Origin of the sequence: Micromonospora sp. 050-3, assembly GCF_046549335.1 — a bacterium.
In the GTDB taxonomy this organism is placed as follows: Bacteria; Actinomycetota; Actinomycetes; order Mycobacteriales; family Micromonosporaceae; genus Micromonospora; species Micromonospora trifolii.
In genome coordinates, this window is the sequence record NZ_JAJPVX010000002.1 from 158,737 (window position 1) to 171,932 (window position 13,196).

The window sequence follows — 13,196 nt, forward strand, 5'->3', positions numbered from 1 at the left end:
TCGGGCGATGAGTAGCCTCACCTGTCCCAAGTGTCACGGAGAAATGCGCCAGTACGAGCGCAGCGGCGTCGTCATCGACCAGTGCGGGGAGTGCCGAGGCATCTTCCTGGACCGCGGCGAGCTGGAGAAGCTGTTCGAGGCGGAGGCCAACTGGAGCCGCCAACAGAGCGGCGGCGCGCCAGGGCAACCCGCGCAGCAGCCGGCCGGCTACCCGCCCCCGCCGCCCCAGCCCGGTTACGGCGCCGTCCCGCCGCCGCCCCCGCCCGCCCACGGCTACCCGCCGCAGCCGGCCTACGGCCACCAGCAGCAGCAACACCACGGCTACCACGGCCACTACCGGCAGAAGAAGCGCAAGGGCTTCCTCGACGACATGTTCGGCTGATCCCAGGCCGACCTCACGCCCGGGTCGATCACGCGTCGGCCCGGGCACACACCCGGGCCATTGATCGTTGGCGGGCGCGAAGCTTCATGCGAGGCTGAATCGCATGACCGCGATCCGACCGGACGAGGCGCTGGCCCAGGCGTACGACGGGATCACCGCAGTGGTCGATCGCCTGGACGACGCCGACCTGCAACGAGCCACCCGCTGCCGGGGCTGGCTCATCGCCGACCTGCTCCTGCACGTGCTCGGCGACGCCCAACGGGCACTCGTCACCCTGGCCAGCCCCGTCGACGGCCCCGCCGACGTCGACGACGTGAGCTACTGGCGCGACTTCCCCGGCAACGATGACGAGGCCGCCCGGCACGGCTGGTGGGTCCGCCGATCGGCAGCCGCCTTCGACCGCCCGACCGGGATTGTCGAGCTCTGGCGGGACACCGCGCCGGCGGCGGTCCGCGCCGCCACGTCCGCCGACCCCGACGGGTACGTGACCACCCAGGGACACGTGCTGCGCGTACCGGACTTCCTCGCCACCCTGACTACCGAGGCCGCCGTCCACCACCTGGACCTGACGCTGGAACTGCCCGACGCGCCGCCGCCCGGCCCGCTGGCGGTACGCGTCGCGGTAGCGACCATGGACGGCCTGCTCAGCGACGACACCGTTCGACCCACCGCGTGGGACGACCACGACTTCCTGCTGAAGGCCACCGGGCGCGTCCCGTTGACCGACCGGGACCGACTGGCACTGGGCGAGTCGGCGGGCTGGTTCCCACTGCTCGGCTGACCGACGACGGGTTGCCGCGTCGGTCAGCCGATGGCCATGTCGACGAAGCGGGACAGGTGCAGCTGGGCCGCGACGGTCACTGTGTCGGTGGGTCCATTCCGATGCTTGGCAATGATGAAATCCGCCTCCCCGGCCCGCGGTGACTCCTTGTCGTAGTAGTCGTCGCGGTGCAGAAGAATGACAACGTCGGCATCTTGCTCAATTGATCCAGATTCACGCAAATCGGACAGCTGAGGTCGCTTGTCGGTGCGCTGCTCGGGGCCACGGTTCAGCTGACTGACCGCGATCACCGGGCACTCGACCTCTTTGGCCAACAGCTTGAGACCACGGGACAGGTCCGCGACCTCCTGCTGACGACTCTCGGTGCGCTTCGGCGAGGTCATCAGCTGGAGATAGTCGACCACGATCATCTTGAGGTCGTGCCGCTGCTTGAGCCGCCGAGCCTTGGCCCGGATCTCCATCAGGTTCATGCTCGGCGTGTCGTCGACGAAGAGCGGTGCCTCGCTGATCTCGCCCATGCACCGGGCCAGCTTGGTCCAGTCATCATCGGAGAGCTGACCGCTGCGCAGTACGTGCAGCGGCACCCGTGCCTCAGCGGAGAGCAGCCGCATGACGATCTCGACCTTGCTCATTTCCAGCGAGAAGATGGCTGCCGCCTGATTGGCGCGAATAGCAGCATGTCGGGCAAAGTCCATGCTGGCCGTGCTGTTGTGGGTAGGGATCATCGACCGGCTGGCCAGGTACAGGTGTTCGTCGTTATCGACAGTCACACACCGCACCGGAACGCTGGAGACCGGCCGGACGTCGACGATGAACCGCGAGGTCGTTCGGACGTCGGAGGTGGTCCGGCGGCGTTCGGCGTGTGCGTCCTGCTTGCGCCTGAGCCGGAAGATGACATCCGGGGTGGAGAAGTTCAACGTGTACGCGATCGACGACTCGCGGGTGCGGCCGCGCACCGGCTTGGCGTTGACAGTGCAGCGGTAGCCGAGGCTGACGATGAGTTCGCGTACGTCATCAGCCAACCGCTTCGAGGTCGACGTGTACTGGAGGTTGCCGGCCGGGGCGACGGTCCCATCGGTGTCCATCAGCCCGGCCAGTAGCGCCCTACGCTGAGCCTCCGAGGCGCGCAGATAGACGCCCGGGATGTGCTTGTTTCCCGCTACCCCGATCTGACGCAACAGCCCGAGGAAGGAACCGTTCCGGTGACGACAGTCGGCACACTTCCTGGTCGCTGGATTCTCACGCAACGCCCTGGTGGAACCGCCACAGTCCACGCAGACACCGTTCCCCGCAGCAGTGGAGGTGGGCTGCAGCAGAATGGTGTAGACCATCGGCCCGCTCTGCCGCACGACGAAGCCATCCGCCTCGACGTGCGTAACCATCTCCGGATCTGCCGTGGTGAAGCGGCTGGCACCGCTGTGCCCGTCACCGAGCCACGTCCCCAAGGTGTAGGGCGGGACCAGCAGCTCACGGTCCGGGAGTTGGATGGGAGCGCAATTTCGTACGGCATGGTTGAGCCGCGGCTGGGCGGTATCGGTTCGCAGCGTGGCCGCGATGTCAGCAGTGGTGACGACACCGTCGTGGGCGGCCCGGCTGCCGGCGTTTGTGTTCCCATCGGCTCGTTCAAGAAGCACGGTCAGCAGAGGATCGGCCGGGTAGCCGGGCGCAGTCCAGTTCCGCGTCCTGCCGTTGCGGACGATGGGGCGACTGATCCGGCCAATCGACCCGACCTCGCGGGCGACCGTGTGCAGGACATGCCGGAACTCTGGCCCCACCTGCTCGATCGCGTCGAAGAGGGTGATCGGCTGGTTTCGCACGGCGCTGAGCGTCTTGTGAGCCGCCCGTACGTTGGCCAGCGACGATTCTGACCAGTGCCGCCTCTGCCGCGCTGGTTCCTGCCGCCGGCTCGCCCGCGTGGTCGTCTTCCACAGGTGCTCCGCGTCCGCCACGATGACTGCGCCGTCCGAGAACTCGACCTCGTAGCAGGGACGGTCGCGCATCACGTCGAAGGCGTGCGTGACGGTGGTCGGAGAGCCGTCCGCACCCAGTAGCTGATCGCCGGCCTTGACCTCGCCCATCGTGGTCCAGCCGTCCGGGGTCGGCAGTGGGGTGTCGAGCGCAAGCGCCTTACCCAGACCAGGCCGGCCCGCCACGATGATCAATTGCCCCGCGTGCAGGCCGTTGAGCAGTCGGTCCAGGTCGCTGAAGCCGGTCGGGACGCCGGTCATCATGCCGCCGGTCGCACCCACCGCCTCGATCTCGTCCAACGTCGGCTGCAACATGTCGGCCAGGACCGCGAAGTCCTCGCTGACCCGCCGCTCGGTGACGTCGTACACGGCCTGCTGGGCGAGGTCGACGACGTCGTCCACGTCGCGGCTGCCGCCGCTGGCGGTGCCGTAGCCCAGCTGCACGATCTTCGTGCCGGCCTCGACCAGCCGGCGCAGGACCGCCCGCTCACTGACGATCCGGGCGTAGTAGGCGGCGTTCGCGGCGGTGGGCACGCTGGCGATGAGTGTGTGCAGGTACGGCGCGCCACCGATGCGCACCAGATCTCCGGAGTCGGCGAGCGCCGCCGCGACCGTGATCGAGTCGGCCGGCTCACCCCGGCCGTAGATGTCGAGGATGATGTCGAAGATGGTGGCGTGCACCGGCCGGTAGAAGTCGTTGGTCTTGAGGATCTCGACGACGTCAGCGATGGCGTCCTTGGAGAGCAGCATGCCGCCGATGACGCACTGCTCGGCCGCGACGTCCTGGGGCGGGGTCTTGTCGAACTGGCCATCCCGCTGCTGCGCAGGTGGCTGGCCTCCGCCGGAGCGTGGCTCTGCCCGCATGTCGTCGGTGATCGACACGGGTCCCCCCTCCACTGCGCCGGATCCAACCCCAGCTCTACCGCTGGGGTACGACACTTCTCCTCCGACCGGGCCGGTCGATCGGGGGCCATCGCCGACGGTCGAGGGCCAACCATACGGACCCCGAGGTCAGAGACTCAACAACGCCGGTGGACGAGCCTCGGGACAACCTGTGGATCCCGGTGGACAGCATGTGCGCAGCGTGTGCACAGCCTGTGGATAACCATTGGGGAATTCTCGGCCATATGTCGCTGACCTGCGAATACATACTCCCCAGCCTGTGGAGGAGAATATTTCGGTCGGGCCTGTGACACGATCGTCCCGTACTATCTCCAGCGAACGGCTACACCTGGACAGCGGATTCCGCTTTCGGTTCAGAAGGGTCACACTCCGGCCGTGAATTACCGGGACTGGGGACGCGGCGATGGCAGCCCGCGCGAGCGCCAGCCAACCGCCTCGTGGGGTGAGCGCGCGGCGTCCGTTCCGGTTGATCCGTACGACGAGGACGGGCGCTACCGCACCTCCAGCCGTCGGCGTGCGTTGGACCGCGGCCAGGATGAGCCTGTCGACGCCTACCTGCCCCGGTGGGCGCTGGAGTCAGGGGTCCGGCACGCGGACGGCGGTGGTCGCCACGCGGCGCCGGACGACGACGAGGCTGAGGACGAGCCCGAGCGGCCGATCTCCGGTGCAGGCCGACGGTCCGCCGAGTCGTCGAGTGGTCGGCGGCGGGGCGGCGAGACGCGTCGGCGGGAGCAGGCAGCGATCGGTCCGGCGCCAGACTCGGACCACACCCGAGAGTGGACGCTCGACCGGCCGCAGGAGCAGGGGTACGCCGGCCGCCGTCGAGCCGCAGCCGGGGAGGACGAGCCGGTCTCGGGCGCTGTCTCGGACCGGCGTCCCCGCCGCGCACCCGTTGGCCGTCCCCAGGTGATCTGGTCGGGTGGGGAGTCGGAGTCCGCCCCGAGCGAGCAGGTGCCGGACCAGGAGCCGAGCCGTCCCAGCCGGCGTAGCCGACGTGCGGCGGAGGATTCCTGGTCCCGTCCGGCGGCCGACCCGTGGGCCCGCGGATCGAACCGCGCGGCGGAGCCCGAACCGTCGTACCCGCCTGCTGTGGACCCGTGGGACGCCTCGGGCGTGCACGCGTGGCCGCCGGCAGCCGGCGCGGACGGCGGGGACCTGAGCGGGCAGTGGTCGGCGGTGGAGAGCGTCGGTGGCTGGGAGCGGTCGGACCGCACCGGTCAGTGGGAGCGGTCCGCGATCGAGGACGACGAGTGGGACCGTACGCTGGCGCCGCGCTCCGATCGCTCGGTGGCGGCCGAGGGGTGGCCGAGCCGGGAAGACGGGTTCTGGTCCGGCACTCGGTTGGCCGATGACGACCCGCGTTGGATGGATCCGACGACGTCGGCGCCCCGGTCTCCGGTGGTGGGATACACGGCCCCACGGCCGCGCAGCGCGCCTGCGCCGCGCGAAGGTGCACCACGTGCGGGTGCGCCCGGGCGTCGGGCGGACCGGCCGGCGGTGGGAACGGCGTCGGTACGTCGGCGGGTCGAGTCGGCGGCTACTGGTGCCTGGGCACGGCGTCTGGAGGACGACCTGCTGGACCCGGATCCGGGTGGGTCCGTCCGGCCTCTGCTGTACACGGCGGCCTGTTACCTGGTGCCGGCGATGCTGATCTTCGTTTGGCTGTTGACCTTGGACAGCCAGGCGCCGGCTGGTTGTGTGACCGACATCAGCGGGGGCGGGTGTGAGTCCGCCCGGTCCCGCGCGCTGGAGTCACTGCTGGCTGGTTCGCCGCGCTTCGGTTTGGCGCTGGTAAGCAGCTTGGTGGTGGCGGCGCTGCTTCGGCGGGTGGGCACGACGTGGCGCTCGGCGACCATCGCGGTTGCCGCCGCGGTGGTGGGCGGCGGCCTCTCCACGGTGCTGATCAGCGCGGTGACGGGCCAGCCCATCGGCTGACCCGTCGGCGGGTCGGGGCCAGACCGGGCGGGCGTCGGGTCGGGGCCTCGCTAGCCGGAGGCAGGTCGGGGCCCCGCTGGGCGACGGGGCATGCCGGTGGCGACCATCTTGGCCCGGGCAGTGCCGGGTTGGACGACGTACGCACGAGGGCCCGCACCGATCGCTCGGTGCGGGCCCTCGTGGTGGTGTTGCGGACGTCAGCCCTGAACGACGTTCAGGTTGAACGACGCGGTCACCTCGGGGTGCAGCTTGATCTTCACCGGGTAGGCGCCGATCGACTTGATGTGACCGGGCACCTCCAGCCGGCGACGATCGAGGACCGGGCCGCTGGCGGCCTTGACGGCGTCGACGATCTCGGCCGGGGTGACCGAGCCGAAGAGCCGTCCGCCGTCGCCGGCGCGGACCTTCAGGTTGACCTTGAGACCCTCGAGCTGAGCCTTGACCTCGTTGGCGTGGTCGAGGTCGCGGATCTCGCGGGCCCCACGGGCCCGCTTGATGACCGTGACCTGCTTTTCCGCGCCCTTGGTCCAGACGATCGCGAAGCCCTGCGGCAGCAGGTAGTTACGGCCGTAGCCGTTCTTGACCTCGACGATGTCGCCCGGGGCACCGAGGCCGGACACTTCCTGAGTCAGGATGATCTTCATATCGGTGCCTCCTCTCAGCGGGTGGTGGCCGTGTACGGCAGGAGTGCCATCTCACGGGCGTTCTTGACCGCACGGGCGATCTGCCGCTGCTGCTGCGAGGTAACGCCGGTCACCCGACGAGCGCGGATCTTGCCGCGATCGGAGATGAACTTGCGCAGCAGTGCGGTGTCCTTGTAATCGATGTAGGCGATCCCGTCCTTGTCGAGCGGGTTCACCTTCTTCTTCGGCTTGCGCAGTGCCGCAGCCTTGGCCGTTGCACGTGCTCCTGGTTTGCGATCGCGAGCGCTAGGCGCCATTAGAACGGTGGCTCCTCGTCAAAATTGGCGCCCGAACCGGCACGCGCGGGAGAAGGAGCAGCCGAAGCCCAGGGGTCGTCGAAGTTGCCTCCGCCGCCACCCTGGTTGCCACCGCCACCGCCGCCACCGAAGCCGCCGCCGCCACCGCCGGAGCGGGACATCTTCTGCACCTTCGCCGTGGCGTAGCGCAGCGACGGGCCGATCTCGTCGACCTCAAGCTCGATGACAGTGCGCTTCTCACCCTCGCGGGTCTCGTACGACCGCTGACGCAGCCGGCCCGACACGATCACCCGAGCGCCACGCTGCAGCGACTCGGCGACGTGCTCGGCGGCCTGGCGCCACACGGTGCATGCGAGGAACAGCGGCTCGCCGTCCTTCCATTCGTTCGACGCCTTGTCCATGAAACGGGGCGTCGAAGCGACTCGGAACTTGGCGACCGCAGCCCCGGAGGGGGTGAACCGCAACTCGGGGTCATCGGTCAGATTGCCGATGACCGTGATGGTGGTGTCTCCTGCCATGACCATCTCCTCGCGCACTCAGCGTCTCGCCGTACAGGCTCGCAGAGCCGTACGACAGAGTCGCGGAGGCTGATCCGGACGAACCGGGGTTGGATGCTCTAGCGCATTTCCGGTCGGATGACCTTGGTGCGCAGCACGGACTCGTTGAGCCGGAGCTGACGGTCCAGCTCGGCCACCGCAGCAGGCGTGGCCTGCAGGTCGATGACGGCGTAGATGCCTTCGGCCTTTTTGTTGATCTCGTACGCGAGGCGCCGGCGGCCCCACACGTCGGTCTTCTCAACCGAGCCACCCGCGGTCCGAATCACGTTCAGGTACGTGTCGAGCGACGGTGCGACGGTGCGCTCCTCGAGGCTGGAGTCGAGGATGACCATTAGTTCGTAGTGACGCAAGACGTGCTCACCTCCTGTGGGCTAAGCGGCCACGGTCCTTCCGTGGCAGGAGGTCTTGTGTCGCTGCCCGCACGCGCCGAGGGAACCCGGCCGGACACGGACAACCTGACCAGGATACCCGGTCCCAACGATCATGCCCGGGGTGGTCGGGTCCGGACCCGGACGTACCGACGGGGGCCCACCGTCCGACCGTCAATCGGTCGATGGTGGGCCCCCGTCTACGAGGCCGCGGGGCGTCCGGTCCGCATTCCTTGGGTGGGACCTGGGGAGGAACGACCACACCGATGAGGTTGGACCGAAGACGCCCCGCGGAGCTTTATCGTGTTGTTATCTGACGATACAACAGCACTCGTACCTTGTCGGGGGGAAAAGCACAATTTTTGGAGATTCGTCGTCGCTCGGTAGCCGGTGTACGAGGGGGTCGCCCCCGCTGCGCCGGGCCGCGCCGCGGGGGTGACCTCGCTGTCGGCCGTCGACCGCCGGTCGCCGTGTGCGACGCTCGCGCCGCTGGGGCACCGGGAAGCTGGTCTCCGGTTCAAACCCATCAACGATCGTCGGTCCCTCCGGTGACGCGACACCGCCCCGGCCGTCGCCCCGCCGGTCGGGGTCGCGACGTAGGCTCGCTCGCATGCGTATCGGAGCCCACGTCGACTCGACCGACCCGCTGGCGGAGGCGGCCGCCCGGTCCGCCGACACCGTGCAGTTCTTCCTTGCCGACCCACAGGGTTGGAAGGCGCCCAAGCCTCGCGAGGATGCCGAGCGGCTGCGCGCTGCCGAGGTCGACCTTTACGTGCACGCGCCGTACGTCATCAACGTGGCCACGCTCAACAACCGCATCCGGATCCCGAGCCGCAAGCTGCTGCTCGGGCACGCCAACGCGGCCGCCGCCATCGGCGCCAAGGGCCTGATCGTCCACGGTGGGCACGTCAACGCCGGCGACGACCTGGCCGTCGGCTTCGACAACTGGCGCAAGACCTTCGCGTACGCGGCGGACTCCGGCGGCTTCGGCGTACCGGTCCTGATCGAGAACACCGCCGGCGGCGACAACGCCTGTGCCCGACGGCTGGACGCGATCGCCCGACTCTGGGACGCGATCGGTGACTACGAGGTCGGCTTCTGCCTGGACACCTGCCACGCGTACGCGGGCGGCGAGGAGCTGCTCGGCCTGGTCGACCGGGTCAAGGCGATCACCGGGCGGATCGACCTGGTGCACGCCAACAACTCCAAGGGCGCGTTCGACTCCGGCCAGGACCGACATGACAACCTGGGCGGCGGGACGATCGACCCGGAGTTGGTGGTGGCGGTCATCCGGGCGGCCGGCGCGCCGGTGGTCGTCGAGACACCGGGCGGTGTGACCGGCCAGGCCGCCGACATCGACTTTCTGCGTGAGCAGCTCGGAGCGGAGAGCCCGGCGGCATGACGAGCGGACAGCCCGGGACCGGCAACGCCCGGCCCACCCCCACCGGCGCGGACACCGAGAGTCAACCCGCCACCACGGCCGGCGCTCCCACCCAGCCGGCTCGCACCTCCGACAAGCCCGCCGCCGAGACCACCGCGGACCAGCCGCCATCTGGCGACGGTGGAGCGACCGGAACAGCCTCGAACGGCGACTCCAAGGCCGACCCCGCGACAAGCGGTGCCGTCAAGGACGCGGCCCGGCGCGACAAGCAGGGCGACACGGCCAAGCAGGACGCCGCCGGGGGCGGCACCGCCGCCAGTGACAGCACCGCCAAGGGCACCGACGCAGCCAAGGACAGCGAACCGACCAAGGATGGCGGCGCGACCAAGGACGGCGGCGCGACCAAGGGCGCGAAGGCGGACGCCGCCGACGCTACGGACAAGGCCGACAGCGAGGCGAAGCCGGTCGGCCCCGAGCGTTGGCAGGCGTTCGCCTCCGCACCGGAGCCACGGCCCTCGATCTTCAGTCGGGCGGGCCGGCGGGTCGGCCGGTTCCTGATCCACGAGTGGACCCTGGCCGCCCTCGGCGCGTTGGCGCTGGCCGCGATGATGACCTGGCCGACGTTGCGCTATCCGCGCTACACCCTCCCGCAGGACTACTGGGACCCGAGCCTGCAAGCCTGGCAGATGGCCTGGTCCGGGCACATCCTGCTGGCCGACCCGGCGCGGCTGTGGCAGTCCAACACGTTCTTCCCCGAGCTGTGGAGCTTCGCGTTCTCCGACACGCTGCTCGGGTATGCCCCGGCCGGGATGCTCGGCAGCGGTCCCGAGGACGCCGTGCTGCGCTACAACATCATGTTCGTGCTGGCGCACGCGCTCGCCACGTTCGGGGCGTACGCGCTGGCCCGACAGCTCGGGGCCGGCCGGATCGGTGCTGCCGTCGCGGGGGTGAGCTACACGTACGCGCCGTGGCTGCTGGCCCAGGCCGGGCACCTGCACGTGCTTTCCAACGGGGGCATTCCGCTGGCGCTGGCGATGTTGGCGCGCGGGCACGGGTGGTCCCTCCGACACGGTTACCGGCCGGAGCGCCGGCATGACGGTTGGGTCTACGCCGGTTGGCTGGTGGCTGCCTGGCAACTCAGCCTCGGCTTCGGCATCGGTCTGCCATTCGCGTACTTCCTGGCCGGCGTGGTGCTGGTCGCTGCCGTCCTGTTCCTCGCGCGGCGGCTGCGCACCGGGCAGACAGTTCCGTTCGGTCGCCGGTTGTTCGCCGCCGACGTGCTCGGCGGTGTGTTGTTCGCCGGTGTCGGTCTGCTGATGGCGTTCCCGTTTTTCAAGGTGACCGAGCTGCACCCGTACGCCGAGCGCACCATCGGCGACATCAGCCTCTTCTCGCCGCCGGCGTCGGGCTTCGTGACGGCACCCGGGGAGTCGCGGATCTGGGGTGGCCTGCACGAGGGTGCCCGGGCGGCACTGCCGTGGCACCCGGAGATGACCCTGCTGCCGGGCTTCGTGCTCTACGCGCTCGCCGCGGGCGGATTGTTCTTCTCGGTCTGGCGGCTGCGGCACCGACTGCTGCTGCTCGCCGGGGTGCTGCTGACGATGGCGTTCGCCATGGGTACCCGTTTCTTCGACGGCACCTTCACCTACGTGCCGCTCTTCGAGCACCTGCCAGGCTGGAGTGGGCTGCGTACCCCCGGGCGGTTGATGCTCTGGACCACGTTGTTGCTCGGCCTGCTCGCGGCGGGCGCGGTCACCGCGCTCACCGACCGGGTCCGCGAGTTGACCGCGCAACGGATTCCGTCGTGGCCGGGGCCGTGGCTGCGGATGGCAACCCTGCTGCCGTTGCTGCTGGTCACCGTCGAAGGCCTGAACACCACCCCACACCCCGTGGTGCCGACCCAACCGGCGGCGATGCGTTCGGCGGAGGGTCCGCTGCTGGTGCTGCCCAGCAATCAGAGCCTGGACCAGCACGTGATGCTCTGGTCGACCAGCGGGTTCCCCGACGTGGTCAACGGCGGTAGCGGCTTCACGCCGCGCCAGCTCGACGACGTCCGTCGGGTGAGCCAGTCGTTCCCGGACCAGACGAGCGTCGACTACCTGCGCACGCTCGGCGTCCGCACGGTAGTGCTGCTGCGCGGCCAGGTGGCCGGCACGCCGTGGGAGATCAACATCGACGCCCCGGTCGAGTCACTCGGCATCAGCCGGCAGGAAGTCGGCGACGCTGTCGTCTATCGCCTGTGAAGCTCTGGCGGCTTGTCGCGGCTGCTCTCTAAGGCGGGTTTTCGGGGGAGCCCGCCCGGCTCCGGGCGGTCAGGCTTGATCCCTGCGCCGGACGGGCTCCCCCGAAAACCCTGACGTGGTGCCGGCCGCGGTCGGCCTCAGGGTCAGGTCGTGGGCACCGGTACGGGTGCTTGTTCGCTGTTCGCCGTGGGGCGTCGCCAGCGGTCTGTCCACTGTGCGTCTGGGGCGCCGTCGAGGACGCCACCGTCCGGGTCGTCCGGGTAGGTGGCCCGCACCGCGTCCTGCTCGGGGTGCAGGATCTCCTTGACGACGAAGACGCAGAGCACCACCACAGTGGCCAGTCGCAGCGTCGAGGCCAGCACGAACACCCCCTCCGGGAAGACCGGACGGCTGGTCGCCGCGCCGAGCAACTCCCCGTAGAAGGCGACGAAGTAGCAGACCTCGGCGATCTGCCAGGCCAGGAACGCGCCCCACTTCGGCCGGGCCAGCACCACCAGCGGGAGCAGCCAGAGCACGAACTGCTGCGACCAGACCTTGCTGAAGATGAGGAACGCGGCGACCACCAGGAAGGCGAGCTGACCCAGCCGCGGGCGCCGCGGCGCCCGCAGCGCCAGCACGGCGATGCCGAGGCAGGCCAGCCCGAACAGCGCGTACGAGAGGGTGTTGAGGGTCGGGATGTTGGCGTTGAGCCACTCGAACGGGCCGAGGTTGGCGGGGTCGTTGCCGACCTTGCCGTCCAGGTAGCGCCCGATGTACCAGAGCGTGCCCCAGTCGATCGGCCGGGTGGTGTTCAGCTCGAAGAACCGGTCCCAGTTCTCCGGGTACGCGCGGGCGGCCGGCAGGTTCACCAGCACCACTGCCGCGATCGCCGTCCCGATGGCGACGAGTGCGGCACGAACCCGATCCGCCCGTAGCGCCAGGATGAGGATCGGGCCGAGCAGGAAGAGTGGCCAGAGCTTCGCCGCGCCGGCCAACCCGAGCAGCACGCCGGCCACCGCCGGTCGTCTTCGGGCCCAGGCCAGCAGGCCGAAGGCGGCCAGCCCGATGGCGAGCAGGTCCCAGTTGACGGTGGCGGTGAGCACCAACGCCGGGGCGAGTGCGAACATCGCCGCGTCCCAGGGTCGTCGGCGGCGCAACGCCAGGATCACGGCCACCGTGGCCACCGCGAGCGCGCCCAGCACCAGCGCGTTGAGGTTGTAGAACCACTGACCCTGGTTGATGCTCGGGTCGCCGTCACCGATGGCGTGCACCGGCAGGCCCAGTGCCCCCATGAAATAGCCGGTCAGGACCGGGTACTCGACCGGGTGGTCACGGTAGGGCACCTTGCCCTCGTTGAGCCCTTCGGCGTAGTAGAGGGCGAGGACGTCGGTGTAGCAGAACCGGGTGTACTGGACGTTGTTCTGCCAGGCGCCGTCCTGGCAGGGCGATTTCTGCACCCAGTGCAGCGCGAGCGTGAGGCACACCATCGCCAGCACGATCCGCACGGCGGTCCAGAAGCGACGCTCCCGACCGGCCGGCCGGTTCAGCGCGGTCGCGTGGTCGCCCACCGGCCCGCCGATGACGCTGGAGATGCCGCGGACGAACCCGTCGGAGCGGGACGGGTGATCGGTGGTTCCGGCGTCGTCGATGCCGGGCGTCGACTGGGTGCTCATGAAGAGGCATCCTGCCGTACGACAGGGGTGCCCGTCCCGTCCCGGCACGGAGTTCCGGGTACGAAAACGCCGCCGCCGGCCGGGACA

11 protein-coding genes are annotated in these 13,196 nt (G+C 69.7%); 5 read left to right on the forward strand and 6 right to left on the reverse strand.

All coding sequences use genetic code 11. The features are described 5' to 3' along the window. Positions 1-7: 7 nt before the first annotated feature. Both ACLJOK_RS15700 and ACLJOK_RS15705 read left to right on the forward strand, forming a co-directional pair. Positions 8-382, forward strand: coding sequence for a zf-TFIIB domain-containing protein (locus tag ACLJOK_RS15700; protein ID WP_410819592.1), 375 nt, complete (start codon positions 8-10; stop codon positions 380-382). 103 nt (positions 383-485) lie between these two features. Further along, positions 486-1,163: a maleylpyruvate isomerase N-terminal domain-containing protein gene (locus ACLJOK_RS15705; protein ID WP_410819594.1), complete on the forward strand. Its 678-nt coding sequence runs from the start codon at positions 486-488 to the stop codon at positions 1,161-1,163. A 23-nt stretch (positions 1,164-1,186) separates the two neighbouring features. Here ACLJOK_RS15705 and dnaB read toward each other — a convergent pair whose 3' ends face one another. Beyond that, a complete protein-coding gene (gene dnaB / locus ACLJOK_RS15710; RefSeq protein ID WP_410819596.1) occupies positions 1,187-4,027 on the reverse strand; it encodes a replicative DNA helicase in 2,841 nt (946 codons plus the stop codon). A gap of 381 nt (positions 4,028-4,408) precedes the next feature. On the opposite strand from dnaB, the gene ACLJOK_RS15715 reads away from it, so the two are divergent. Continuing rightward, positions 4,409-5,968: a hypothetical protein gene (locus tag ACLJOK_RS15715; RefSeq protein ID WP_410819598.1), complete on the forward strand. Its 1,560-nt coding sequence runs from the start codon at positions 4,409-4,411 to the stop codon at positions 5,966-5,968. A 197-nt stretch (positions 5,969-6,165) separates the two neighbouring features. On the opposite strand, the gene rplI is transcribed toward ACLJOK_RS15715, so the two are convergent. The 4 genes from rplI to rpsF form a co-directional block, all read right to left on the reverse strand. After that, positions 6,166-6,612, reverse strand: coding sequence for a 50S ribosomal protein L9 (gene rplI / locus ACLJOK_RS15720; protein ID WP_030487689.1), 447 nt, complete (start codon positions 6,610-6,612; stop codon positions 6,166-6,168). Between the two features lie 14 nt (positions 6,613-6,626). Then, the gene (rpsR, locus tag ACLJOK_RS15725; protein ID WP_051723758.1) at positions 6,627-6,908 is read right to left on the reverse strand and encodes a 30S ribosomal protein S18; all 282 of its coding nucleotides are present in this window, start codon (positions 6,906-6,908) and stop codon (positions 6,627-6,629) included. Next, entirely contained in the window at positions 6,908-7,444 is a 537-nt protein-coding gene (locus tag ACLJOK_RS15730) for a single-stranded DNA-binding protein (RefSeq protein WP_181518404.1), read from the reverse strand. Before ACLJOK_RS15730 ends, rpsR begins: the two co-directional genes overlap by 1 nt. 80 nt (positions 7,445-7,524) lie before the next feature. Further along, on the reverse strand, positions 7,525-7,815 hold the full coding sequence (gene rpsF, locus ACLJOK_RS15735; protein WP_036391391.1) for a 30S ribosomal protein S6: 291 nt from the start codon (positions 7,813-7,815) through the stop codon (positions 7,525-7,527). 628 nt (positions 7,816-8,443) lie between these two features. Between rpsF and ACLJOK_RS15740 the strand changes: the two genes are divergently transcribed. Together ACLJOK_RS15740 and ACLJOK_RS15745 are read left to right on the forward strand one after the other, a co-directional pair. Then, complete coding sequence (locus ACLJOK_RS15740) at positions 8,444-9,235, forward strand: deoxyribonuclease IV (RefSeq protein ID WP_410819601.1); 792 nt, start codon at positions 8,444-8,446, stop codon at positions 9,233-9,235. Continuing rightward, a complete protein-coding gene (locus tag ACLJOK_RS15745; protein ID WP_410819602.1) occupies positions 9,232-11,457 on the forward strand; it encodes a hypothetical protein in 2,226 nt (741 codons plus the stop codon). The genes ACLJOK_RS15740 and ACLJOK_RS15745 overlap by 4 nt, the downstream gene beginning before the upstream one ends. A 143-nt stretch (positions 11,458-11,600) precedes the next feature. Here the strand turns inward: ACLJOK_RS15745 and ACLJOK_RS15750 are convergent, their stop codons facing one another. Further along, positions 11,601-13,109 carry a glycosyltransferase family 87 protein gene (locus ACLJOK_RS15750; protein ID WP_410819603.1) on the reverse strand — a complete coding sequence of 503 codons (1,509 nt, stop codon included), beginning with the start codon at positions 13,107-13,109 and terminating at the stop codon, positions 11,601-11,603. Positions 13,110-13,196 lie beyond the last annotated feature (87 nt).

Coding starts and splice junctions, on each gene's coding strand:
- rplI (WP_030487689.1), bottom strand. CDS start 6,612: ATGAAGATCATCCTGACTCAGGAAGTGTCCGGCCTCGGTGCCCCGGGC.
- ACLJOK_RS15745 (WP_410819602.1), top strand. CDS start 9,232: ATGACGAGCGGACAGCCCGGGACCGGCAACGCCCGGCCCACCCCCACC.
- ACLJOK_RS15740 (WP_410819601.1), top strand. CDS start 8,444: ATGCGTATCGGAGCCCACGTCGACTCGACCGACCCGCTGGCGGAGGCG.
- ACLJOK_RS15705 (WP_410819594.1), top strand. CDS start 486: ATGACCGCGATCCGACCGGACGAGGCGCTGGCCCAGGCGTACGACGGG.
- ACLJOK_RS15750 (WP_410819603.1), bottom strand. CDS start 13,109: ATGAGCACCCAGTCGACGCCCGGCATCGACGACGCCGGAACCACCGAT.
- rpsR (WP_051723758.1), bottom strand. CDS start 6,908: ATGGCGCCTAGCGCTCGCGATCGCAAACCAGGAGCACGTGCAACGGCC.
- ACLJOK_RS15700 (WP_410819592.1), top strand. CDS start 8: ATGAGTAGCCTCACCTGTCCCAAGTGTCACGGAGAAATGCGCCAGTAC.